Genomic DNA, 22,171 nt, shown 5'->3' on the forward strand with positions numbered 1-22,171 from the left:
GAGTAACTTGTGATGCTGATAATCTGTTGACTAGCAGTCTGACCCCACAAGCACCCACACGAATTGCTTGATTCAGTTGTTAAAGAGCGGTTGGTTAAGCGCTTTGCTCAACCGAGGCGCGCATTCTACAGCAGCCTCATTTGCTGTCAAGTGATTATTTTCAGAAGTTTTCAAAGTTTCCTTTGCAACTTCAACCACTTGCGCTTCAGATCTCTCGTCAGCGGGAGGCGAATTCTACAGCGTTACTCGCTGCTGTCAACACCTCTTTTTCAACTCCCTGGCGGCTTCGATGAACTGAAGCAACCTGCTGTCGAAACTGCGTAACTCATTGTTTATCAAGGAGTTTTCCGTTTCGACCGCGCCGGAAGTGGGGCGAATTATAGACATCTGAAACCTGCCGTCAAGCAGTGATTCAGGTTTTCTATCAACAATCTGTAGAAAGCAGCCAAACGCCCCAAATGAAGCCTATATAGAGGGGTCAAGGCCCCTCTATATAGGAGAGACCATTCAGAGAACGCCCGAAGCCTTGAATGCGGACACCGCCCCGGCATCCAGACCCAACACCCGCTGCAAAACCTCCAGCGTGTGCTCGCCCAGCAAAGGAGGCGCAAAACGGTATTCCACCGGCGTCTCAGAAAGTCGAATCGGGCTCGCCACCTGGGGCACCTTGCCAGCCAGCGCATGCGGCAGCTCGATAGCCAACCCACGCGCCTTCACCTGAGGATCGGCAAACATCTGCGCCACGTCATTGATAGGCCCGCAAGGCACACCAGCCTGCTCCAGCTGCGCCACCCATTCAGCAGTGGTCTTGAACACCGTTGCCTGGCGAATCAGCGGAATCAGTACAGCCCTGTTTGCCACCCGCAGCTTATTGGTCGAAAAACGCGGATCGTCCGCCCACTGCGGCTGCCCGGCCACTTCCGCGAATTTGCGGAACTGCCCATCATTCCCGACGGTAAGGATGAAATCACCATCCGCCGTAGGAAAGTCCTGATAGGGCACGATGTTCGGATGAGCATTACCCAAGCGTTTAGGCGCATTGCCTGTCGTCAGATAGTTCATTGCCTGGTTGGCCAGACAAGCCACCTGTACGTCCAGTAGAGCCATATCGATATGTTGACCACCGCCGTCGTGATCCCGATGCGCAAGTGCTGCCAGGATCGCAACAGTCGAATACAGCCCCGTCAGGATGTCCGTCAGCGCCACGCCAACCTTCACCGGCCCCGCGCCTTCTTCGCCTTCAGGTCGCCCCGTCAGACTCATGAGACCGCCCAACCCCTGGATCATGAAGTCATAACCGGCACGCTTGGCGTAAGGACCGGTCTGGCCGAATCCGGTGATCGAGCAATAGATCAGATCCGGATTGATCGCTTTCAGCGACTCGTAGTCCAGGCCGTAAGCTGCCAGACCGCCGACCTTGAAGTTCTCGATCAGGATGTCCGACTTGGCCGCCAGTTCGCGCACCAGCTTCTGCCCTTCAGGGCGCGTGAAATCGATGGTAACCGACTGCTTGTTGCGATTGGCCGACAAGTAGTAGGCGGCCTCGCTGGTGTTCTCGCCATACGCGTCTTTAAGGAACGGCGGCCCCCAGGCGCGCGTGTCATCGCCGTTACCTGGGCGCTCGACCTTGATCACTTCGGCGCCAAGGTCGGCCAGGATCTGGCCGGCCCAAGGCCCGGCCAGTACCCGTGATAAATCCAGTACCCGCAGATGCGAAAGCGCGCCCATGGACGTTCTCCTGTTAATAGAACGCCTGGAGGCCGGTTTGGGCGCGACCGAGGATCAGTGCGTGGACGTCGTGGGTACCTTCATAGGTATTCACCACTTCCAGGTTCACCAGGTGGCGAGCGACACCGAACTCATCGGAGATGCCGTTGCCGCCCAACATATCGCGAGCCATGCGCGCGATATCCAGGGACTTGCCGCAAGAGTTGCGTTTCATCATCGAAGTGATTTCGACTGCCGCAGTCCCCTCATCCTTCATGCGACCCAGGCGCAGGCAGCCTTGCAGCGCCATGGTGATTTCGGTCTGCATGTCGGCCAGCTTCTTCTGGATCAACTGAGTGGCGGCCAATGGGCGACCGAACTGCTGACGATCCAGGGTGTACTGGCGAGCGGTGTGCCAGCAGAACTCGGCCGCACCCAGCGCACCCCAGGAGATGCCGTAACGTGCCGAGTTGAGGCAGGTGAAAGGACCTTTCAGGCCGCGCACATCCGGGAAGATGTTCTCTTCCGGCACGAACACGTTGTCCATCACGATTTCACCGGTGATCGATGCCCGCAGGCCAACCTTGCCGTGAATCGCCGGAGCGCTCAGGCCTTTCCAGCCTTTTTCCAGAACGAAGCCACGGATGTCGCCGGCATCGTCCTTGCCCCAGACCACGAACACATCGGCGATCGGGCTGTTGGTGATCCACATCTTGCTGCCAGTGAGGCTGTATCCGCCTTCCACCTTGCGCGCACGAGTGATCATCGCGCCAGGGTCGGAACCGTGGTTTGGCTCGGTCAGGCCGAAGCAGCCGATCCACTCGCCCGAGGCCAGTTTCGGCAGGTACTTCTGCTTCTGCGCTTCGGTACCGAATTCATTGATTGGCACCATGACCAGCGAGGACTGCACGCTCATCATCGAGCGATAGCCGGAGTCGATACGCTCGACTTCGCGAGCGATCAGGCCATAGCTGACATAGTTCAGGCCGCTGCCGCCGTACTGCTCAGGGATGGTTGCGCCCAGCAGGCCGACTTCACCCATTTCGCGGAAGATCGCCGGGTCGGTCTTCTCGTGGCGGAAAGCTTCAAGAATGCGCGGCGCCAGGCTCTGCTGAGCGAACTGCGCAGCCGTGTCGCGAATCATGCGTTCTTCTTCGGTGAGCTGTTGATCCAGCAGCAGGGGATCGATCCAGTTGAAGCTGACTTTACCGCCCATGAGTGTGTCCTCTCGAATCGGGTCAAATAACGTGGAGTGATCCTAGGCCTGGATCGGCGCTACGGCAAACGAGGATTTTGCATACTGTTGTGCTAACTTCTCACTCCGAAACGTCGCGAAAGAGCTTTTTTGCGATGCATTAGTGAGGTTGACGTACATGCGCAGGAAGATACCCAGCACCGCCGCCCTGATCAGCTTCGAGGCAGCGGCACGCCATGAGAGCTTTACCAAGGCCGCTCAGGAACTTTCGCTGACCCAAGGGGCAATTTGCCGACAGATCGCCAGCCTTGAAGAGTTCCTCGGCGTAGAACTGTTCCGACGCTCACGACGTGGAGTGAAGCTGACGGAGGCCGGGCTTTCCTACAGCCGACGGGTCGCCACTCAGCTAGACGCGGTCGAGAGAGACACCTTGTCGGTCATGGGCCAGCAGGGCGCCAACGTCATCGAACTGGCCGTAGTTCCGACCTTCGGCACCCAGTGGCTTCTGCCACGACTCAAGGATTTCCAACACAAGCACCCGGAAGTGACTGTCAATCTGACCAACCGCACGCGCCCGTTCCTGTTCGCCGACACCGATTTTGATGCCGCCATCTACTTCGGCGATGCAGATTGGTCGGGGACAGAATCCCACAGGCTGATGGGTGAAAATCCGATGCCCGTTTGCAGCCCCAACCTGCTCGGAAACAAGACGAGTCTGACGCCCGGTGAAATCGCGGATTTGCCCCTTTTGCAACAAACCACTCGGCCTTATGCCTGGCGCCAATGGTTCGACTCCCAACACCTGAATGTCCCTCGAGACATGACAGGCCCACGCTACGAGCTATTCTCCATGCTCGCTCAAGCGGCCATGCACGACATGGGCATCGCCCTGATACCGCCGTTCCTGATTCAAAGAGAGTTGAAAGAAAAACGCCTGGTGATCGCCAACCCGCAAGCACTGTCCAGCATCAAGGCTTATTACCTCATGATTCCTGAGCGAAAGGTCGAATCTGCGTCTTTAAGGGCGTTTCGTGACTGGCTGGTAAATCAGGCGCACAGCTACAGCCTAGAGGGATAAAGGCCTACCGCCATTACTTGACCTCGTAGTCAGCAAAAAACAAGCCCTACAGATGTAAGTATTTGTCGCATAGCGACAAACTGTATCGAGAAGCCGTACAAACGTCCCACAAGCGGCTCACGACGCGGCTTTGAGCCACTATTTCGAAGCGATGCCGCATCATTCATACGGCCGATGTGTAAATTCTTCAATTTCAGCCAGAATCCTTGAAAAGCACGGTCTGCAAGGGATCGAGCCGGTTGGTTGCGACATTCGGTCACGGGGTGACTTGTAGTTAATTTTCCGTCACCCGTCATAATCCCTTGAAGGGCACAAAGTTCGCCTGCAAAATGCCGCGCCCCGCCCTGATTTGGCGGGATCGTGCTGATCGGCCGCCCCAGCCGCACCATCCGTAGTGCATGGGTTTACTCAATAAGATCACGCAGGAGATTTGACGTGCACATTGGTGTTCCTCTCGAAACCCAGACCGGTGAAACACGGGTTGCTGCAACCCCGGAAACCATCAAGAAGCTGATCAGCCAGGGTCATAAGGTCACTGTACAAAGCGGCGCCGGCGTTAATGCCAGCGTTGTCGACAGTGCCTATGAAGCGGCAGGCGCAACCATTGGCAGCGCCAATGACGCGTTTGGTGCAGAGCTGATCTTGAAGGTGGTCGCCCCCAGCGACAGCGAGCTGACGCTGATTAAAAGCGGCACCGTTGTGGTGGGGATGCTCAACCCGTTCAGCAACGAAACCATCGCCAAGCTGGCCGAGTGCGGCATTACCGCCTTTGCCCTGGAGGCTGCGCCTCGCACCTCCCGCGCCCAGAGCCTGGATGTGCTGTCCTCGCAAGCCAACATCGCCGGTTACAAAGCCGTGTTGCTGGCTGCTCACTATTACCCTCGCTTCATGCCGATGCTGATGACCGCTGCGGGCACCGTGAAAGCGGCGCGCGTACTGATCCTCGGTGCCGGCGTGGCCGGTTTGCAGGCCATTGCGACCGCCAAACGCCTCGGTGCGGTGATCGAAGCGTCTGATGTGCGTCCTGCGGTAAAAGAGCAGATCGAATCCCTCGGCGCCAAGTTCGTCGACGTGCCTTACGAGACCGACGAAGAGCGTGAATGCGCCGTCGGCGTCGGCGGCTATGCCCGCCCGATGCCGGCCAGCTGGATGCAACGTCAGGCCGTGGCCGTGCACGAACGCGCCAAACAGGCGGACGTCGTCATCACCACCGCACTGATTCCCGGCCGCAAGGCACCGACGCTGCTGAGCGCGGAAACCGTGGCGCAAATGAAACCAGGCTCGGTGGTCATCGACCTCGCCGCAGCCCAGGGTGGTAACTGCCCGCTGACGGTGGCCGATCAGGTGGTCGTCGAAAACGGCGTGACCATCGTTGGCCCGACCAACCTGGCCGGCGCCGTCGCGGCCGACGCTTCGGCGCTGTACGCCCGCAACCTGCTGGACTTCATGAAACTGTTGTTCGATAAAGAAGGACAACTGGTGATCAACCTTGAAGACGATATCGTCGCCGCGTGCCTGATGTGCCGCGACGGCCAGATCGTGCGCAAGAACGGCTGAGGATAAAAACAATGGAAGACATGCTGATCTCTCACGGTATCTACAACCTGATCATCTTCGTGCTGGCCATCTATGTCGGCTACCACGTGGTCTGGAACGTGACGCCGGCACTGCACACACCGCTGATGGCCGTGACCAACGCCATCTCGGCCATCGTCATCGTCGGCGCCATGCTCGCCGCCGCCCTCACCGTGACACCGCTGGGCAAGACCATGGGCACCCTGGCCGTGGCCCTGGCTGCGGTCAACGTGTTTGGTGGCTTCCTGGTGACCCGGCGCATGCTGGAAATGTTCAAGAAAAAAGCGGCCCCGGCAAAAGCTCCGGCAGCCAAGGCCGAAGCAGTCAAGGCTGAGGTGCAGCAAGCATGAGCATGAACCTGGTTACCTCCCTGTATTTGATCGCCTCGGTCTGCTTCATCCAGGCGCTCAAGGGCCTTTCGCACCCCACCACGTCGCGTCGCGGCAACCTGTTCGGCATGCTCGGCATGGGCCTGGCGATTCTCACCACGGTCGGCCTGATCTACAAGCTGGGTGCCGAACTGGCCCATGACGGTATCGTCTACGTGATCGTCGGCCTGCTGATCGGCGGCACTGCCGGTTCGATCATGGCCAAACGCGTTGAAATGACCAAGATGCCTGAACTGGTCGCCTTCATGCACAGCATGATCGGTCTGGCCGCGGTGTTCATCGCCATTGCCGCGGTGGTCGAGCCGCAGTCGCTGGGTATCGTTGCGCAGCTGGGTGACGCGATCCCGGCCGGCAACCGCCTGGAGCTGTTCCTTGGTGCCGCCATTGGTGCGATCACCTTCTCCGGTTCGGTCATCGCCTTCGGCAAGCTGTCGGGCAAGTACAAGTTCCGTCTGTTCCAGGGCGCACCGGTACAGTTCAGCGGCCAACACAAACTGAACCTGCTGTTGGGCGTGGCTACCCTGGGCCTGGGCATCACCTTCATGTTGACCGGCGACCTCAGCGCCTTCGCCTTGATGCTGGCCCTGGCCTTCATCATGGGTGTGCTGATCATCATCCCGATCGGCGGCGCGGACATGCCAGTGGTCGTGTCGATGCTCAACAGCTACTCCGGCTGGGCAGCGGCAGGTATCGGCTTCTCGCTGAACAACTCGATGCTGATCATTGCCGGTTCGCTGGTAGGCTCAAGCGGCGCGATCCTCTCGTACATCATGTGCAAGGCGATGAACCGCTCCTTCTTTAATGTACTGCTCGGCGGTTTCGGCAATACAGCCGACGCAGGCCCGGCAGGCGCCAAGGAAGCCCGCCCGGTGAAATCCGGCTCGGCTGACGACGCCACCTTCCTGCTGACCAACGCCGACACCGTGATCATCGTTCCGGGCTATGGCCTGGCGGTAGCACGGGCGCAGCATGCGCTGAAGGAACTGACCGAGAAGCTGACCCATCGCGGTGTCACCGTGAAGTATGCGATCCACCCGGTTGCCGGTCGCATGCCGGGCCACATGAACGTGTTGCTGGCCGAGGCCGAAGTGCCTTACGACCAGGTGTTCGAGATGGAAGACATCAACTCCGAGTTCGGCCAGGCCGACGTGGTGCTGGTGCTGGGCGCCAACGACGTGGTCAACCCAGCGGCGAAGAACGATCCGAAATCGCCGATTGCCGGCATGCCGATCCTCGAAGCGTTCAAGGCCAAGACCATCATCGTCAACAAGCGCTCGATGGCCAGCGGCTATGCCGGCCTGGACAACGAACTGTTCTACCTGGATAAAACCATGATGGTGTTCGGTGACGCTAAAAAGGTCATCGAAGACATGGTAAAAGCCGTCGACTAACCCTCTGCGGCACACGAAACGCCCCGACTCGTCGGGGCGTTTTTGTTTGTGCAAATCGTCGGACAAACTATTCTTTTGTTACCGATCCGGTAACGGTGTTTTGCTTGAAAGGCCCGCAATAGACGCCTCGATTGCGACCTTGGTAGCGGGACAGAAGTCGGCGCAATTCACTAGACTGCACGTCCTGCTACCCGTTGCCCGAGATAACAATCCATGTACCGTGACCGTATTCGCCTGCCTTCGTTGTTGGACAAAGTGATGAGCGCTGCCGACGCTGCCGCCCTGATTGAGGACGGCATGACCGTCGGCATGAGTGGCTTTACTCGCGCTGGCGAAGCCAAGGCCGTTCCTCAGGCGCTGGCCGAGCGTGCCAAGGTCACGCCGTTGAAGATCAGCCTGATGACAGGCGCAAGCCTGGGTAACGACCTCGACAAGCAATTGACCGAAGCTGGCGTGCTGTCGCGACGCATGCCGTTCCAGGTCGACAGCACCCTGCGCAAGGCGATCAACGCCGGTGAAGTCATGTTCATCGACCAGCACCTGTCGGAAACCGTTGAGCAATTGCGCAACCAGCAACTGAAACTGCCGGACATTGCCGTGATTGAAGCCGTTGCGATCACCGAGCAAGGGCATATCGTGCCAACCACCTCGGTAGGCAACTCGGCCAGCTTCGCGATTTTCGCCAAGCATGTGATCGTCGAGATCAATATGGCGCACAATCCGAACCTCGAAGGCCTGCACGACATCTATATTCCGACCTATCGCCCGACCCGCACCCCGATTCCATTGGTCAAAGTCGACGACCGCATTGGCAGCACCGCCATCCCGATTCCAGCGGACAAGATCGTTGCCATTGTGGTGACCAATCAGGCGGACTCCCCCTCCACAGTGCTGGCACCGGACGCCGAGACCCAAGCCATTGCCGACCACCTGATCGACTTCTTCAAACAGGAAGTGGCAGCCGGGCGCATGACCAACAAGCTCGGCCCGCTGCAAGCCGGTATCGGCACTATTGCCAACTCGGTAATGTGTGGCCTGATCGACTCGCCGTTCGAAGACCTGACGATGTACTCCGAGGTGCTACAGGACTCGACCTTCGACCTGATCGATGCTGGCAAGCTGAGCTTTGCTTCCGGCAGCTCGATCACCCTGTCGAGCCGGCGTAATGCCGATGTTTTCGGCAATCTGGAACGCTACAAGGACAAACTGGTTCTGCGCCCGCAGGAGATCTCCAACCACCCTGAAGTCGTGCGCCGCCTCGGCATCATTGGTATCAACACAGCCCTGGAGTTCGACATCTATGGCAACGTCAACTCCACTCACGTCTGCGGCACGCGGATGATGAACGGCATCGGTGGCTCGGGCGACTTCGCCCGGAACGCGCACCTGTCCGTATTCGTGACCAAGTCGATCGCCAAGGGCGGTGCGATCTCCAGCGTGGTGCCGATGGTCAGCCATGTTGACCATACCGAACATGACGTCGATATCCTCGTGACCGAAGTGGGCCTGGCCGATTTGCGTGGCCTGGCGCCCCGGGAGCGTGCCCGGGTCATCATCGACAAGTGCGTGCACCCCGATTACCGCCAGGCGCTGAACGAATACTTCACTGCCGCATGCGCCATCGGCGGACACACCCCACACATTCTGCGTGACGCCCTGAGTTGGCACATGAACCTGGAAGAAACCGGGCAAATGCTGAAGAAGTAATTGGTACAGAAAGCGGCTGACGCAAACACAGTTTCGTCAGCTTGCTTTTGCCCTTCTCGCAATATGAAAAAAACTGTACTGCTGTACTGGTCATTTCCTACGGAAAATCCCCACACCACCGAGCTAAAATTGCAATTTCGCACCAAAGCAGTGCGCATAGGTACAGTTGCCTCAATTTAGACCGGCACACCCCCTATAAACAGTTAACTGAGCTCTCACAATACAGATGAACTGTATCTACAGAGACTAGGCAAACAGGAGGATCATGGGCACCAGTTAAACCACTACCTAATCCCGCCATAAGCGGAAGGATGACCACCATGGAACGTACACTCAGTTCCGATCTGTTCTTCGAAGACACTGCTGCAAAAACCCAGGCTTCCCTGCCTCTGCGCGTTATCGCCAACCTGATGTTGTGGCAGCGCCGCATCACCAGCCGCCATCAACTGGCTCGCCTGGACTCGCGTCTGCTGGCTGACGCCGGGATCAGCGAAGCGCAACGCTACGAAGAGCTGAGCAAGCCGTTCTGGCGCTAAGTTAGCGTCGCTGGCTCTGACCTGAAGGTCCACCGCCAGCAACCCGAATTGAAAAAACAAGACCCGTCGTGGGAAACCACGACGGGTCTTGTCGTTTTGGCCTGTCAATCCTGGCCCTACAGAAGGGAAACCTCATCACCAGTACAGTTTGCAAAACACACAAACTGAATAGGTACAATATCGCTGCAGTGTGTCTGTGGCAGGTATTCGGATGGTGTCAGCATGGAGCTCTTCACTTATCGGACAGGGACCGTTCCATGAAAAACCTACAGTGTTTTTCCATTACCTCAGCTCAATGGCAACCTTGCCGGCATTGGCTCAAAGGGCTGCCGAAGAGACTCTTCGCTGGACTGGAAAGGGCGAGAACGCGACGTTTGCTGGCTCAACTCGATGATCGCCAGCTAGCGGATCTGGGTATCAGCCTCGCCGAGCGCTGCAATGAACTGGACAAACCGTTCTGGCGCTGACTATCTGCTTGCAAGGTCGGGACTGTTCGAACTGACACCTACAGGCCTAATATCACTCCAGAACGTGGCGAACGCCGAGTGCCTGGCGTCCGACCTTGCAGACACTGCGCCATATTTCAATTGATCGACCCAAAGGAGTTATTCCATGACCCGCCTACGCCTGCTTAGCGCTGCCGCACTGTTTGCCGTGGCTGCAAGCGCCCAAGCCACCAGCTTCGTTGTGACCACGGATGCTGTTGTCAACGCGCTCAAAGCCACTTCCGATGCGACCACCAACATCGTCTCGTCGTCGTTCAAGGATGACAAGATCGTCCTCGCCGCCCGTGACGACGCCGCCAGCTTCGTTGCCACCGAAGGCTCCATCCGAGGTGTGAAGCTGGAAAGCGCCCTCGACCACATTCGCCATAAGGCGCCGCAACTGAGCGCAACAGACGCACAACTGGCTCAGGCGATCCTGACGATCTAAACGGCTGTTCGGACATGGGGCACGCTCGACGTGCCCCAATGTTTCGACAATGGCACTGCTCGCCGCCCACGATGACGCTGCGGCGTTCATTGCCAGTGACGGCCAGCTGAGGGGCGCGCGACTGGAGCCAGCCCTGCGTTATCTGCGCCGAACCCAGGCAAAACTTCATGCCAGCGACCTTGAACTGGCACAGGCAATTCTCGTCCAATGGTTATCCCTGTTTTTTCTGGAGTCGTTCCATGCGTAACCCGTTGATTGCCGCCACCTTGGGCCTGCTGCTGTTGGCCGATGTGACCCAGGCACATACTCTGGTTGCCACCAGTAACATGCTGATCCGTGCTACCCAGCGCACCCTTGATTTCACTTCCGATACCACCACGTCCATTCGCGACTCGAAAATCGTGCGCGAAGCCCAGGACGACGCCGCCAGTTTCGTTGCCAGCAATGGCGACATTCGTGGCGCTCATCTGGAATCCGCTTTCGACTTGCTGCGCACACGCGTGCCGGAAGCCCGTGACGCCAGCGATCAGGATCTCGCCGAAGCCATTCTCGCACTGTGAGGCGTCCTGGCGCCTGGCTGCTGGCCGGGGCCTTGTTGCTACTCGGCAACACGGCCCACGCAGGCCTTCAACTACAGCTCAAGACCGAAGGTCTGACCTCCGCGCAACAGCAAGCCAGCCAGGCCTTGCTTGATGAAGCCGTGCGAGCGCTACCGCCACGCTTCATCGAGCAGTTGGACCGACGTATCGTCGTCGGCTGGACCGATGACATGCCGCATAATGCCTACGGCCAGGCATCGCTGGTGTCTGAGCTCGATCTGAACCGCAACCTGCTGGCCAGCCTCACCGATGGCAGCGCCGCGAGCAAAAAAACCCATCGACCCCACGGCACCGTGCGCCGGGAAATGCTAGCCACTGTGTTGCACGAGCTGACTCACATCTACGACCGTTCGCGCCTGTGGCCGGATGCCGAGCGCAAGCTGATTCAGCGCTGCACCCAGCGCAACAACAGCGCCGGGCTGGTTGGCATTCCCGATCAATGTCGCGGCCAGTCCGATCGGCGTTTTACCCTCAGTGACGATCCGCGCCTGCTCGACCTCGCCGGCTGGCAGCAATACGTGGGCCGTCGCGGTGAACGCGAACAGCACAATCGCCAGATTGCCCGCAGCCCGGACCTCTACGAGACCAGCAGTCCAAAGGAATTCGTCGCGGTCAACATGGAATACTTCCTCCTCGACCCGAGCTACGCTTGTCGCCGCCCTGCGCTGTACCGCTACTACAAAGAACATTTCGGCTGGGCGCCCGCCACCTGGGACGCTTGCAGCAAGACCTTCGCGTTCCTCAATGCCGGCAACGATTTCGCCAGGACACCACTCGGGCAGGTTGATCCGGAACGGGTCTATGCCGTTGACTATCTGCTGGCCGAGGCTAACCAGAACCTGTTCAGCCGCTGGGGCCATAGCATGCTGCGCCTGGTGATCTGCGCACCGGGCCGCCCCCTCGGGCCTGATTGTCGACTGGACCTGGACCAGCATCTGGTGCTGTCGTACCGAGCCTTCGTCGGCGACGTACAGCTGTCGAGCTGGGATGGCCTGGTGGGTAAATACCCGTCACGGTTATTCATCCTGCCGCTCTCGCAGGTCATCGACGAGTACACCAAGACTGAACTGCGCAGCCTGGCCTCCGTGCCTCTGAACCTGTCGCGCAAAGAGATTGAAGAGGTGGTGGGACGTGCCGCCGAGATGCACTGGAGTTACGACGGCAACTACTTCTTCCTGTCCAACAACTGCGCAGTGGAAGAACTGAAACTGCTGCGCGGCGGGACCAACAACCCGAAATTGGTCGGGCTCGACAACATCATGCCCAACGGCTTGCTGGAAGTGCTGAAGGGCCGAGGCCTGGCGGATACCAGCGTGCTGGATGATCCCAAGGAAGCGCTGCGTCTGGGCTACCGTTTCGACTCCTTCCGCGATCGCTATCAGGCCATGTTTGAAGTGCTGAAAAAGCACTTGCCGGTCAAACAGGAAAAAGTTGAAGACTGGCTCGACTTGAAAGCCGAGGAACGTCGGCAATGGTTCGAGAAGGCCGACTTGCGCACCAGTGCGGCGCTGCTTTTGCTGGAGCAAGCGAGCTTCCGCCGACAGTTGCTGCTGGCTCAGGATGAAGTGAAACAGCGTTATCTGGGCGCTCGTGAGCTGAAGAATGGCGGCATGGATAAGGCCAACGAGACACTCAAGAACATTCTCAACAACAGTGGCTTCCTCAGCCGTCCGGCTGAACTGCTAGGCACCAACGGTTATGGCTTGCCACAGCCGAGCGAGTGGGAGCATCTGGAATCGGAAAGCAGCCAGCGCCAGAAACAGCTCCTGGCGCTGTCCGGAGATCTGGACAAGGAAGTGAGAGCGTTGCTCGAACCGAGTCGTGCCGCCGAAATGGCCGCCAACGAGGCCAACATGAAACAGATCGGTGAGCACCTGCGCAAACTGCACAAGGCATCAGGCGGGTTGGAGTTGCCTTGACTCGGTACCTGTACTCGCGATGGTCGTTAACGGTAACGCGTGTTGACTGGCAAAACGCGTCGCTCTCGAGTCCATCGCGAGCATGCTCGCTCCTACAGTACCGTGAGGTTCCAAATCCTCAGCTGTTGCGTGCCTTGCGCACGCCATCGGCCAACGCCGAGCACAGGCTCAGCACGCCATCCACGGCTTGTTCCGGGGAGGTGGCATTGGCGATGTGATCGATCAACGCCGAACCCACCACCACGCCATCGGCCAGACGCGCGATGGACGCTGCCTGCTCCGGAGTCCGGATACCGAAACCGATGCTGATCGGCAGGTCGGTATGGCGGCGCAGACGGGCGACCGCTTCTTCGACGTGCTCCAGCGTGGCGGCACCGGCGCCAGTCACACCGGCCACCGACACGTAGTAAACGAAACCGGAGCTGCCGTTGAGAACGGTCGGCAGACGCACATCGTCGGTGGTTGGCGTAGTCAGACGAATGAAGTCCAGGCCCGCTGCCTGCGCCGGGTCGCACAACTCGCCGTTATGCTCTGGCGGCAGGTCGACCACGATCAGACCGTCAACACCAGCCTCTTTGGCTTCGGCAATGAACCGCGGAACGCCGTATTTGTGGATCGGGTTGAAGTAACCCATCAGCACCAGTGGCGTTTCGTTGTTGTCCTGGCGGAACTCGCGAACCATTTGCAGGGTTTTCGCCAGATTCTGTTTGGCGCCCAATGCACGGATGTTGGCGAGCTGGATTGCCGGGCCGTCAGCCATCGGGTCGGTGAAGGGCATACCCAGTTCGATCACGTCGGCGCCAGCCGCCGGCAAACCCTTGAGGATTGCCAGGGAGGTGTCATAGCCCGGATCGCCAGCGGTCACGAAGGTCACCAGGGCGGCGCGGTTCTGTTCCTTGAGTTCGGCAAAACGCGTTTGCAGGCGGCTCATCAGTGTTTCTCCTGCTTCGATTGTTCCATGTGGTGCATCACGGTCTGCATGTCCTTGTCGCCACGGCCGGACAGGTTGACCACCATCAGGTGATCCTTTGGCAGGTTCGGTGCGCGCTTGAATACTTCAGCCAGGGCATGGGAGCTTTCCAGGGCAGGGATGATCCCTTCCAGGCGGCAGCACTGGTGGAATGCAGCGAGGGCTTCGTCGTCGGTCACCGAGGTGTACTGAACGCGGCCGATGTCATGCAACCAGGCGTGTTCCGGGCCGATGCCCGGGTAGTCCAGGCCAGCGGAGATCGAATGGGCGTCGATGATCTGGCCATCGTCGTCCTGCAGCAGGAAAGTACGATTGCCGTGCAGAACGCCTGGAACTCCACCGTTCAGGCTGGCTGCATGCTTGCCAGTCTCGATGCCATAACCGGCGGCTTCAACGCCGATGATCTCGACACTTTTGTCGTCGAGGAACGGGTGGAACAGCCCCATGGCGTTGGAACCACCGCCGATGCACGCCACCAGGCTGTCCGGCAGGCGGCCTTCCTGGGCTTGCAGTTGCTCGCGGGTTTCCTTGCCGATGACTGCCTGGAAGTCGCGAACCATCGCCGGGTAAGGGTGCGGACCGGCCACGGTGCCGATCAGGTAGAAGGTGCTGTCGACGTTGGTTACCCAGTCACGCAGGGCCTCGTTCATCGCGTCTTTCAGTGTGCCGGTACCGGCCACCACCGGGATCACCTCGGCGCCCAGCAGTTTCATGCGGAACACGTTGGCCTGCTGACGCTCGATGTCAGTGGTGCCCATGTAGATCACACAGTCCAGACCGAAACGCGCGGCGACGGTGGCCGTGGCCACACCGTGCATGCCGGCGCCAGTCTCGGCGATGATGCGTTTCTTGCCCATGCGCCGCGCCAGCAGGATCTGGCCGATGCAGTTGTTGATCTTGTGTGCGCCGGTGTGGTTCAGCTCTTCGCGCTTGAGGTAGATTTTCGCGCCGCCACAGAACTCGGTCAGACGCTCGGCGAAGTACAGCGGGCTTGGACGTCCGACGTAATCGCGCTGGAAGTAGGCCAATTCTTCCTGGAATGCAGGATCTTCCTTGGCCAGCTCATATTCGCGGGCCAGGTCGAGAATCAACGGCATCAGGGTTTCGGCAACGTAGCGGCCACCGAACGCGCCAAACAGGCCGTTGGCATCAGGGCCGTTGCGCAGATTAGTCTGGGTCATTTGGCGCTCCAGTTGAATGCGTGAAGTGATGCATAAAGAGATCGTGGGGTTCACTCTACCCCTGACGCCCCGAGCTGAAAACCGATAAGATCGCCGCAACCTGTCAGGAAAACTCACAGATAACATGAGCCATGGTCTTCCTCCGCTTAACGCGCTCCGCGCCTTTGAAGCCACTGCCCGCTTGAACAGCGTCAGTCAGGCCGCCGAGCAGTTGCACGTCACCCACGGCGCGGTCAGTCGGCAATTGAAAGCGCTGGAGGAGCACCTGGGGGTTAACCTGTTCATCAAGGACGGGCGCGGCCTTAAACTCACAGATGCCGGGCTGCGGCTGCGTGACGCCAGCAGCGAAGCCTTCGAGCGCCTGCGCAATGTTTGCGCCGAACTCACGCAAAGCACGGCCGATGCTCCATTCGTGCTCGGTTGCTCGGGTAGCCTGCTGGCGCGATGGTTTATCCCGCGACTGGGGAGACTCAATGCCGACCTGCCGGACTTGCGCCTGCACCTGTCGGCCGGAGAAGGCGACCTCGATCCGCGCAGACCGGGGCTGGATGCCTTGCTGGTCTTCGCCGAGCCACCCTGGCCGGCGGACATGCAGGTTTTCGAGCTGGCCAGCGAGCGCATCGGTCCGGTCATGAGCCCGCGGTTCGCCGGCTATGAACGGCTCAAGGACGCGCCGGACGCTGCACTGCTGAGCGAACCCTTGCTGCACACCACCTCACGCCCGCAAGCCTGGCCTAACTGGGCGCAACCTCGCGACCTCGACGCCAGGGCGTTGAAGTACGGTCAAGGATTCGAACATTTGTATTACTTGCTCGAAGCCGCCGTCGCGGGGCTGGGCGTGGCGATTGCCCCCGAACCCCTGGTGACGGAGGACTTGAAAGCCGGCCGCCTGGTTGCGCCATGGGGTTTCAATGAAACCCCGGCACAACTGGCGTTGTGGCTGCCCAAGCGCGCCGCGGACGGGCGCGCCCGGCAACTGGCGCAGTGGCTCAAGAATGAGCTGCGTCGAGCGGATTAATCACGCTTGCACAACAGGTAAGCGGCCAGCAGGCCCAATGCGCCCACGGCGACACCAGCTGTTGTCCAGGGGTGTTGCTGAGCGTAGTCGCGGGTAGCAATCCCGGTTTCGCGGGTTTTTACCTTGACCTCTTCATAGGCATCGGCAAGCAGATGGCGCGAGTGCTGCAAGGCATTCTCGGCGTTGCTTTTCAAGGTCTTGAGGGTTTTACGCGACTCGTCCGAGGCGTCGTCCTTCAGGTTTTCCAAAGACTTGAGCAGACTCTCGATCTCCGCTTCCATGCTTTGCAATGAGGCTTTGCGTAGCGAGCTGTTGGCCATGGTGGCTCTCCTGCATTGGTGATGAGTGGCGTGTGTTGGTTGGGACTTCACGGGTTCGAGAAAGTGCAGAAAATCTGAACTTCACACTCAGAACGGCCAACGGAAGAAATCGGAAAAATCACTGCTAGGCTGTAATTCACACGCAGAGGAGAACGCCATGTCTGACCATCACACCTACAAGAAAGTCGAGCTGATCGGCTCGTCCACCAGCAGTATCGAAGATGCGATCAACAACGCGCTGGCCGAAGCCAGCAAAAGCATCAAGTACATGGAATGGTTTGAAGTAACCGAGACCCGTGGGCACATCAGGGACGGCAAGGCTGCGCACTTTCAGGTCACCTTGAAAGTCGGATTCCGGATTGCCAGCAGCTGACTTTGGGCTAGTCTTCTGAACTTGCACGCCGGCCGAATGCCATAGGGATTGGCAAAACACTACATGAGTACGTCCGGCTGACGGCTGGTTACCCCTATGATCCGACCAGGGAATGCAACCGATGAAGAAGTTTATATTGGCAGTAGGTTTGCTGAGCCTTGCGGGGAGCGCATTGGCGGGTGGCAAGCCATGTGAAGAGCTGAAAGCCGAAATCGCAGCGAAACTTGATGCCAAGGGCGTTTCCGGTTATTCGCTGGAGATTGTCGATAAAGGTTCCGCTGCTGGCGGGAAAGTTGTTGGTAAATGCGAAGCAGGCGCCAAGGTGATCGTCTATAAAAAGTAGGCCGATACTTGCCCGAATGAAAAAGCCGACGCTCTGGCGCCGGCTTTTTCATGCCGTTTGAGTATCAGCCTCGCATGACCTGCGCCAGCAGCTCGTAGGAATGCACGCGATCCGAATGTTCGTACAGGTCACAGGTGAAAATCAGCTCGTCAGCCTGGGTCTGTTCGATCAGGACATCAAGCTTGGCACGGATTTTCTGCGGGCTGCCGATCATGGCCAGGCCAAGGAAATCATGTACGGCCTCTTTTTCGTGGGGTAGCCACAGGCCGTCCATGGTTTTCACTGGCGGACGTTGCACCAGGCTTTGGCCACGCATCAGGGCCAGAATCCGCTGGAACACCGAAGTCGCCAGGTAATCGGCCTGCTCGTCGGTATCGGCTGCCACCAATGGCACACCGAGCATCACGTAGGGTTTTTCCAGAACGGCTGACGGCTTGAAGTGATTGCGGTAGACCCGAATCGCTTCATGCATGTAGCGCGGCGCGAAATGCGAAGCGAAGGCGTAGGGCAAACCACGCTCACCCGCCAGCTGCGCACTGAACAGGCTCGATCCCAACAACCAGACCGGCACCTGGGTCCCGGTTCCCGGCATGGCGATGATGCGTTGATCCGGGGTACGTGGCCCGAGGTAGCGCACCAGTTCCGCCACATCTTCCGGGAAGTCGTCGGCGCTGCCCGAGCGTTCACGGCGCAACGCACGTGCGGTCATCTGGTCGGAACCGGGGGCGCGCCCCAGGCCCAGGTCGATCCGCCCCGGATAGAGGCTTTCCAGGGTGCCGAACTGTTCGGCGATCACCAGCGGTGCGTGGTTGGGCAACATCACCCCACCAGAACCGACTCGAATGGTCGACGTACCGCCGGCCAGGTAACCGAGCAACACCGAAGTCGCGGAACTGGCGATGCCGTCCATGTTGTGGTGTTCAGCCACCCAGAAGCGGTTGTAACCGAACTTCTCGACGTGCTGCGCCAGGTCCAGCGAGTTGCGCAGCGACTGGGCCGCGCTGCCGTTCTCGCGCACCGGCACCAGATCAAGGGTCGAGAACTTGATATCGGACAGTCGTTTCATAAACCTGCTTCTCCAATTGAGGGCGCAGGTTTGTTCTTGCGAACGCAAACCTGCCGAATCCAAAAGCGTGTTCATGCAATGTGGGCATATACCCGAGTTTCAATAGCCCGGTAAAAAATCCCGCGAAAAAAGCAGATTGATCAGACGAAAAGATCGCAGCCTTGCGCAAACTGCCGAAATCATTCAGCAGGTTGCGCAAGGCTGCGATCTATTTTTGCGTCGTGACAGACTCGACCGCTAAAACTGTGGTCGAATAAATGACAGCAGCGAAAACCCATGACTGTACGTGCTGCGTCAAAGGAGCTTCAACCATGAAACGTTTTGCCCTGGCGGTTATCTGTTGCGCACTGGCCACTTCGGCCCTGGCGGCACCAAAACCCTGCGAAGAGCTCAAGGCCGAGATCGAAGCCAAGATCCAGGCCAGTGGCGTGACCGCCTACACACTTGAAATCGTCAGCAATGACGAAGTGCACGACCAGAACATGGTCGTTGGCTCGTGCGAAAACGGCAGCAAAAAAATCATCTACCAGAAGAACGATCGCTGACACCTCACATCAGACAGTAGGATTCCCGATCTTCCGCGACGATCTCCCGCTTGGCGTTGTACAGCCGGGCGCCGGGGATGAAGGCAATTGAGCGACCTTCGAGCACATAACGCTGCCCGGCTTCGAAATGATCGTAATTGATGGTCAGGTAGCACAGCCGTTCCGAAGGGCCGCTCATCATGCCCAATCCGCCGCCGGGCACTTCAAAGTCGAAGCGGACGATCAGTTCGTGGCTACCGGGCGTGACTTCGAAAAAACGCCCGTCGCGCAGGCGTTGTTTATCCAGTCGCTCGGCCATCAACAATTTGTCGTTAGGGAAGGGCGTCGAGAATTCGACCCAGGCCATTTGTGGATTGGGTGTCGGCATCGGGCTCTGGCAGCCGGCGACAACACCGGCGGCGAGTAACAGCATCAACCTGCGCATGATGGATGTCCCAAGGGGTGTGCATCCAGCATAACGCCGATCAGGTGTGTTGACAGCCCGCTGGCGTGCCCAGACCAACTACCTTTCGCTGTTGATCGTAGAGTTTTGCCCAGGGCCGAAAACCGATATTCCCCGCTTGCAGTTGATAACGCTCACCCGCGTTGAAAGCTTTGAATTTCACATTCAACTGACAATCGCGCCACAACGGCTCGGCGTCGGGACCGATGTTGGTGGGCTGGACCGAGAACTGGTAGCGCACCGTCAACTCATGGCTACCGGGTTGGACCTGGAAATAGCGTTTATCGTCGGTGGCCTTGTCATCGACCTCCAGTGCCTGCAATGCCGTATCTTCTGGCTTCGAGTCCAGATCGATCCAGGCTTGCGCGGGATCATGGCGGGGGAATCCGAAACCGGCACAGCCGGCCAGCAACAGCAGGCTTGCTGTCAGTATCAACGTGCGCATAGCGGAGCTCCAGTCTGGCGGGATAGTCTTGTGGAAAGACTCTCCAAGGAAGAATTATTGTGATCAGGCCGCTTCCTAGCCCTGGATTACTTGATCGCGTTTTTCGCGTTTTGTTTCCGAGTGCGTTGTTTTTGTTGCTCAACGGTTGCGCCAGCGTCAGCTACTACAACCAGTTGGCCAGCGGCCAACTGCAGTTGCTGCGGGCGAGGGAGCCGGTTTCCAGCGTGATTGCCGACCCGACGCGCGACCAAAACCTGCGCACGCACCTTGAGCAATCGCAAAAAGCCCGAACGTTCGCCAGCCAGCAATTGCACCTGCCGGATAACCAGAGTTACCGCTTCTACGCAGACATTGGCCGTCCCTTCGTGCTCTGGAATGTCTTCGTCACGCCGGAATTTTCCCTCAAGCCCGTAAACCACTGCTTTCCCTTTGCCGGTTGCGTGGCCTACCGCGGTTACTACAGTCAGAGCGCAGCCCGCGGCGAGGCGGCCTTGCAACGCTTGCAGGGCATGGACGTGTCGATTGGCGGAGTCGAGGCCTATTCGACGCTCGGCTGGTTCAACGACCCCATCATCAGTTCGATGATGGCCTGGGGGGATGAGCGACTGGCCACGCTGATCTTTCACGAGCTGGCCCATCAGCGTTTCTATGTGAAGGACGACACGGCGTTCAACGAATCCTTCGCCACCTTCGTCGAGCAGGAAGGTACTCGCCAATGGCGCGCCTACCGCCACCTGCCACCGGATAACAATGCGCATGCGCGTCAGCGCGATCAGTTCATCGAGTTGGTGTTGGAAACCCGCGCCCGGCTGGAAAAACTCTACGTCTCGCCATTGCCAACCGAACAGATGCGCCAGCGCAAAGCAGCCGAATTCGAGCGTTTGCGCAGCGAGTATCGGCAGATGCGCGACAGTCAGTGGGCGGGAGACAAACGCTACGACGCCTGGATCCACGCCCCCATGAACAATGCCCGGCTATTGCCGTTCGGTTTGTACGATCAATGGGTGCCAGCGTTTTCCGTGCTGTTCCAACAGATGGACGGCAACTGGCCGCAGTTTTATGCGGCCGTGGAGCAACTCGGCGCTTTGCCCATGGACGAGCGAAAAGCCGCGCTGAAAGCGTTGGCCGATGACGCGGGTCAACCAAAGAACCAGTAGCAAACCCCAATCGCACCCAACACCCCGGCAAGCTCGGCCAGCAATGCACAACCGACGGCATGGCGTGCACGCTGGATGCCGACGGCGCCGAAGTACACCGCCAGGACATAGAACGTCGTTTCGGTACTGCCCTGGATCGTCGCCGCCACCAGCGCCGGAAAGCTGTCCACGCCCGAGGTTTTCATGGTTTCAATCAGCATCGCCCGGGCCGCGCTGCCGGAGAAGGGTTTGACCAGCGCCGTCGGCAGCGCGTCGACGAAGCGCGTGTCCCAACCGGCCCACGCCACCAGATGACGAATCCCGTCCAGACCGAAATCCAGCGCCCCGGAGGCTCGCAGAACGCCCACCGCGCAGAGCATCGCCACCAGATAGGGCAGCAAGTTCCTGGCGACGTCGAAACCCTCTTTGGCGCCTTCGACGAAGGCCTCGTAGACCTTCACTTTGCGCAGTGCGCCGATCAGTAGAAACAACATGATCAGGCCAAACAGCGTCAGGTTGCCGAGGATCGATGACAGGCCGGCCAGCGCGGTTGCCGAAAGGGTCGCCAGCAATGCCATGAAACCACCGAGGGCGAGGGCGCCGGGGATCAGGTAGGCCAGCACCACGGGGTCCCAGACGCGCAGGCGCTGCATGAACGCCACCGACAGGAAGCCGACAATGGTCGAGCAACTGGTCGCCAGAAGGATCGGCAGGAACACCAGCGTCGGGTCCGGCGCGCCTTGCTGGGCGCGATACATGAAGATGGTCACTGGCAGCAGGGTCAGCGAGGAGGCGTTGAGCACCAGGAACAGGATCTGTGCGTTGCTGGCGACGGTAGCGCTGGGATTGAGCTCTTGCAGCGCTTTCATGGCCTTGAGGCCGATTGGCGTGGCGGCGTTGTCCAGGCCGAGGCCATTGGCGGCGAAGTTCAGGGTGATCAGGCCGATGGCCGGATGGCCCGGCGGGACTTCAGGCATCAGGCGCAGAAACAGTGGCCCCAGGGCCTTGGCCAGCCATTCGACGATCCCGGCTTTCTCGGCAATGCGCAGAAAACCCAGCCACAGGGTGAGGGTGCCGAACAGCAGCACCATGACTTCGACCGACAGCTTGGCCATGGCGAAAATGCTCTCCACCATCGTCGCGAATATCCCGGCGTTGCCACCGACCAGCCACTGCGCCAGCGCCGAAACGGCTGCCACGATGAAAAAGCCAAGCCACAGGCCATTGAGCATCAGTCAAATCCCCCAAAAGATCCGCGAATGATAGCGGGGTGGCCAGAAACGACAAACCCCGGATTTCTCCG

General features: G+C 59.2%; 25 protein-coding genes and 1 pseudogene. 16 read left to right on the forward strand and 10 right to left on the reverse strand.

Features of this window, described 5'->3' with window-relative positions; translation table 11 throughout:
- Window positions 1–507: 507 nt before the first annotated feature.
- Window positions 508–1,728, reverse strand: coding sequence for a CaiB/BaiF CoA-transferase family protein (locus CAG47_RS03080; RefSeq protein ID WP_085723448.1), 1,221 nt, complete (start codon window positions 1,726–1,728; stop codon window positions 508–510).
- 13 nt (window positions 1,729–1,741) lie between these two features.
- The gene (locus CAG47_RS03085) at window positions 1,742–2,923 is read right to left on the reverse strand and encodes an acyl-CoA dehydrogenase (protein ID WP_085723449.1); all 1,182 of its coding nucleotides are present in this window, start codon (window positions 2,921–2,923) and stop codon (window positions 1,742–1,744) included.
- A 157-nt stretch (window positions 2,924–3,080) separates the two neighbouring features.
- On the opposite strand from CAG47_RS03085, the gene CAG47_RS03090 reads away from it, so the two are divergent.
- The 11 genes and pseudogenes from CAG47_RS03090 (at window position 3,081) to CAG47_RS03140 (ending at window position 13,029) form a co-directional block, all read left to right on the forward strand.
- The gene (locus CAG47_RS03090; RefSeq protein ID WP_085723450.1) at window positions 3,081–3,980 is read left to right on the forward strand and encodes a LysR family transcriptional regulator; all 900 of its coding nucleotides are present in this window, start codon (window positions 3,081–3,083) and stop codon (window positions 3,978–3,980) included.
- A 435-nt stretch (window positions 3,981–4,415) separates the two neighbouring features.
- Window positions 4,416–5,537, forward strand: coding sequence for a Re/Si-specific NAD(P)(+) transhydrogenase subunit alpha (locus tag CAG47_RS03095; protein ID WP_085723451.1), 1,122 nt, complete (start codon window positions 4,416–4,418; stop codon window positions 5,535–5,537).
- An 11-nt stretch (window positions 5,538–5,548) separates the two neighbouring features.
- Window positions 5,549–5,905: an NAD(P) transhydrogenase subunit alpha gene (locus CAG47_RS03100; protein ID WP_007992881.1), complete on the forward strand. Its 357-nt coding sequence runs from the start codon at window positions 5,549–5,551 to the stop codon at window positions 5,903–5,905.
- Window positions 5,902–7,335, forward strand: coding sequence for an NAD(P)(+) transhydrogenase (Re/Si-specific) subunit beta (locus CAG47_RS03105; protein ID WP_085723452.1), 1,434 nt, complete (start codon window positions 5,902–5,904; stop codon window positions 7,333–7,335). Before CAG47_RS03100 ends, CAG47_RS03105 begins: the two co-directional genes overlap by 4 nt.
- A 213-nt stretch (window positions 7,336–7,548) precedes the next feature.
- Window positions 7,549–9,042 carry an acetyl-CoA hydrolase/transferase family protein gene (locus CAG47_RS03110; protein WP_085723453.1) on the forward strand — a complete coding sequence of 498 codons (1,494 nt, stop codon included), beginning with the start codon at window positions 7,549–7,551 and terminating at the stop codon, window positions 9,040–9,042.
- A 320-nt stretch (window positions 9,043–9,362) separates the two neighbouring features.
- Window positions 9,363–9,578 (forward strand): DUF1127 domain-containing protein, encoded by a 216-nt coding sequence (locus tag CAG47_RS03115; RefSeq protein WP_007969750.1) that lies wholly within the window; start codon window positions 9,363–9,365, stop codon window positions 9,576–9,578.
- 257 nt (window positions 9,579–9,835) lie between these two features.
- Window positions 9,836–10,045: a DUF1127 domain-containing protein gene (locus tag CAG47_RS03120; RefSeq protein WP_085723454.1), complete on the forward strand. Its 210-nt coding sequence runs from the start codon at window positions 9,836–9,838 to the stop codon at window positions 10,043–10,045.
- Window positions 10,046–10,190: 145 nt separating this feature from the next.
- The gene (locus CAG47_RS03125) at window positions 10,191–10,511 is read left to right on the forward strand and encodes a DUF2388 domain-containing protein (RefSeq protein WP_085723455.1); all 321 of its coding nucleotides are present in this window, start codon (window positions 10,191–10,193) and stop codon (window positions 10,509–10,511) included.
- Window positions 10,512–10,566: 55 nt separating this feature from the next.
- Window positions 10,567–10,758, forward strand: a pseudogene (locus CAG47_RS03130) (DUF2388 domain-containing protein); the annotation flags it as partial.
- The gene (locus CAG47_RS03135) at window positions 10,751–11,071 is read left to right on the forward strand and encodes a DUF2388 domain-containing protein (protein WP_008018488.1); all 321 of its coding nucleotides are present in this window, start codon (window positions 10,751–10,753) and stop codon (window positions 11,069–11,071) included. The pseudogene CAG47_RS03130 and the gene CAG47_RS03135, both read left to right, overlap by 8 nt.
- Window positions 11,068–13,029: a DUF4105 domain-containing protein gene (locus CAG47_RS03140; RefSeq protein WP_085723456.1), complete on the forward strand. Its 1,962-nt coding sequence runs from the start codon at window positions 11,068–11,070 to the stop codon at window positions 13,027–13,029. Before CAG47_RS03135 ends, CAG47_RS03140 begins: the two co-directional genes overlap by 4 nt.
- Before the next feature lie 118 nt (window positions 13,030–13,147).
- Here CAG47_RS03140 and trpA read toward each other — a convergent pair whose 3' ends face one another.
- Window positions 13,148–13,960 carry a tryptophan synthase subunit alpha gene (gene trpA / locus CAG47_RS03145; RefSeq protein ID WP_085723457.1) on the reverse strand — a complete coding sequence of 271 codons (813 nt, stop codon included), beginning with the start codon at window positions 13,958–13,960 and terminating at the stop codon, window positions 13,148–13,150.
- Window positions 13,960–15,180, reverse strand: coding sequence for a tryptophan synthase subunit beta (trpB, locus tag CAG47_RS03150; protein ID WP_085723458.1), 1,221 nt, complete (start codon window positions 15,178–15,180; stop codon window positions 13,960–13,962). The genes trpA and trpB overlap by 1 nt, the downstream gene beginning before the upstream one ends.
- A gap of 124 nt (window positions 15,181–15,304) precedes the next feature.
- Here trpB and CAG47_RS03155 point away from each other — a divergent pair, with 124 nt between their 5' ends.
- Window positions 15,305–16,198, forward strand: coding sequence for a LysR family transcriptional regulator (locus CAG47_RS03155; RefSeq protein ID WP_085723459.1), 894 nt, complete (start codon window positions 15,305–15,307; stop codon window positions 16,196–16,198).
- Here CAG47_RS03155 and CAG47_RS03160 read toward each other — a convergent pair.
- Window positions 16,195–16,518 carry a YqjD family protein gene (locus CAG47_RS03160; RefSeq protein WP_085723460.1) on the reverse strand — a complete coding sequence of 108 codons (324 nt, stop codon included), beginning with the start codon at window positions 16,516–16,518 and terminating at the stop codon, window positions 16,195–16,197. The two genes, CAG47_RS03155 and CAG47_RS03160, sit on opposite strands and share 4 nt — an antisense overlap.
- A gap of 157 nt (window positions 16,519–16,675) precedes the next feature.
- On the opposite strand from CAG47_RS03160, the gene CAG47_RS03165 reads away from it, so the two are divergent.
- On the forward strand, window positions 16,676–16,891 hold the full coding sequence (locus tag CAG47_RS03165) for a dodecin (RefSeq protein ID WP_008045871.1): 216 nt from the start codon (window positions 16,676–16,678) through the stop codon (window positions 16,889–16,891).
- A 121-nt stretch (window positions 16,892–17,012) separates the two neighbouring features.
- Window positions 17,013–17,234: a DUF1161 domain-containing protein gene (locus CAG47_RS03170; RefSeq protein WP_085723461.1), complete on the forward strand. Its 222-nt coding sequence runs from the start codon at window positions 17,013–17,015 to the stop codon at window positions 17,232–17,234.
- Between the two features lie 64 nt (window positions 17,235–17,298).
- Here the strand turns inward: CAG47_RS03170 and CAG47_RS03175 are convergent, their stop codons facing one another.
- A complete protein-coding gene (locus tag CAG47_RS03175) occupies window positions 17,299–18,300 on the reverse strand; it encodes an LLM class flavin-dependent oxidoreductase (protein ID WP_085723462.1) in 1,002 nt (333 codons plus the stop codon).
- Complete coding sequence (locus CAG47_RS28565) at window positions 18,263–18,499, reverse strand: hypothetical protein (protein WP_158091307.1); 237 nt, start codon at window positions 18,497–18,499, stop codon at window positions 18,263–18,265. The genes CAG47_RS03175 and CAG47_RS28565 overlap by 38 nt, the downstream gene beginning before the upstream one ends.
- Window positions 18,500–18,611: 112 nt before the next feature.
- On the opposite strand from CAG47_RS28565, the gene CAG47_RS03180 reads away from it, so the two are divergent.
- Entirely contained in the window at window positions 18,612–18,845 is a 234-nt protein-coding gene (locus CAG47_RS03180; RefSeq protein WP_085723463.1) for a DUF1161 domain-containing protein, read from the forward strand.
- 4 nt (window positions 18,846–18,849) lie between these two features.
- On the opposite strand, the gene CAG47_RS03185 is transcribed toward CAG47_RS03180, so the two are convergent.
- Together CAG47_RS03185 and CAG47_RS03190 are read right to left on the reverse strand one after the other, a co-directional pair.
- Complete coding sequence (locus CAG47_RS03185) at window positions 18,850–19,269, reverse strand: hypothetical protein (protein WP_085723464.1); 420 nt, start codon at window positions 19,267–19,269, stop codon at window positions 18,850–18,852.
- Between the two features lie 40 nt (window positions 19,270–19,309).
- Window positions 19,310–19,732: a hypothetical protein gene (locus tag CAG47_RS03190; RefSeq protein WP_085723465.1), complete on the reverse strand. Its 423-nt coding sequence runs from the start codon at window positions 19,730–19,732 to the stop codon at window positions 19,310–19,312.
- A gap of 59 nt (window positions 19,733–19,791) precedes the next feature.
- Here CAG47_RS03190 and CAG47_RS03195 point away from each other — a divergent pair, with 59 nt between their 5' ends.
- A complete protein-coding gene (locus CAG47_RS03195; protein WP_085723466.1) occupies window positions 19,792–20,889 on the forward strand; it encodes an aminopeptidase in 1,098 nt (365 codons plus the stop codon).
- Here CAG47_RS03195 and CAG47_RS03200 read toward each other — a convergent pair.
- Window positions 20,871–22,100 carry a nucleoside recognition domain-containing protein gene (locus tag CAG47_RS03200; protein ID WP_085723467.1) on the reverse strand — a complete coding sequence of 410 codons (1,230 nt, stop codon included), beginning with the start codon at window positions 22,098–22,100 and terminating at the stop codon, window positions 20,871–20,873. The genes CAG47_RS03195 and CAG47_RS03200 overlap by 19 nt on opposite strands.
- Between the last annotated feature and the right edge of the window lie 71 nt (window positions 22,101–22,171).

The sequence above is a fragment of the Pseudomonas sp. R37(2017) genome, assembly GCF_002113375.1.
In the GTDB taxonomy this organism is placed as follows: domain Bacteria; phylum Pseudomonadota; class Gammaproteobacteria; order Pseudomonadales; family Pseudomonadaceae; genus Aquipseudomonas.

Coding starts and splice junctions, on each gene's coding strand:
- CAG47_RS03185 (WP_085723464.1), bottom strand. CDS start 19,269: ATGCGCAGGTTGATGCTGTTACTCGCCGCCGGTGTTGTCGCCGGCTGC.
- CAG47_RS03170 (WP_085723461.1), top strand. CDS start 17,013: ATGAAGAAGTTTATATTGGCAGTAGGTTTGCTGAGCCTTGCGGGGAGC.
- CAG47_RS03200 (WP_085723467.1), bottom strand. CDS start 22,100: ATGCTCAATGGCCTGTGGCTTGGCTTTTTCATCGTGGCAGCCGTTTCG.
- CAG47_RS03115 (WP_007969750.1), top strand. CDS start 9,363: ATGGAACGTACACTCAGTTCCGATCTGTTCTTCGAAGACACTGCTGCA.
- trpA (WP_085723457.1), bottom strand. CDS start 13,960: ATGAGCCGCCTGCAAACGCGTTTTGCCGAACTCAAGGAACAGAACCGC.
- CAG47_RS03160 (WP_085723460.1), bottom strand. CDS start 16,518: ATGGCCAACAGCTCGCTACGCAAAGCCTCATTGCAAAGCATGGAAGCG.
- CAG47_RS03110 (WP_085723453.1), top strand. CDS start 7,549: ATGTACCGTGACCGTATTCGCCTGCCTTCGTTGTTGGACAAAGTGATG.
- CAG47_RS03080 (WP_085723448.1), bottom strand. CDS start 1,728: ATGGGCGCGCTTTCGCATCTGCGGGTACTGGATTTATCACGGGTACTG.
- CAG47_RS03175 (WP_085723462.1), bottom strand. CDS start 18,300: ATGAAACGACTGTCCGATATCAAGTTCTCGACCCTTGATCTGGTGCCG.
- CAG47_RS03100 (WP_007992881.1), top strand. CDS start 5,549: ATGGAAGACATGCTGATCTCTCACGGTATCTACAACCTGATCATCTTC.
- CAG47_RS03165 (WP_008045871.1), top strand. CDS start 16,676: ATGTCTGACCATCACACCTACAAGAAAGTCGAGCTGATCGGCTCGTCC.
- CAG47_RS03085 (WP_085723449.1), bottom strand. CDS start 2,923: ATGGGCGGTAAAGTCAGCTTCAACTGGATCGATCCCCTGCTGCTGGAT.
- CAG47_RS03135 (WP_008018488.1), top strand. CDS start 10,751: ATGCGTAACCCGTTGATTGCCGCCACCTTGGGCCTGCTGCTGTTGGCC.
- CAG47_RS03155 (WP_085723459.1), top strand. CDS start 15,305: ATGAGCCATGGTCTTCCTCCGCTTAACGCGCTCCGCGCCTTTGAAGCC.
- CAG47_RS03190 (WP_085723465.1), bottom strand. CDS start 19,732: ATGCGCACGTTGATACTGACAGCAAGCCTGCTGTTGCTGGCCGGCTGT.
- trpB (WP_085723458.1), bottom strand. CDS start 15,180: ATGACCCAGACTAATCTGCGCAACGGCCCTGATGCCAACGGCCTGTTT.
- CAG47_RS03180 (WP_085723463.1), top strand. CDS start 18,612: ATGAAACGTTTTGCCCTGGCGGTTATCTGTTGCGCACTGGCCACTTCG.
- CAG47_RS03090 (WP_085723450.1), top strand. CDS start 3,081: ATGCGCAGGAAGATACCCAGCACCGCCGCCCTGATCAGCTTCGAGGCA.
- CAG47_RS03120 (WP_085723454.1), top strand. CDS start 9,836: ATGAAAAACCTACAGTGTTTTTCCATTACCTCAGCTCAATGGCAACCT.
- CAG47_RS03125 (WP_085723455.1), top strand. CDS start 10,191: ATGACCCGCCTACGCCTGCTTAGCGCTGCCGCACTGTTTGCCGTGGCT.
- CAG47_RS03105 (WP_085723452.1), top strand. CDS start 5,902: ATGAGCATGAACCTGGTTACCTCCCTGTATTTGATCGCCTCGGTCTGC.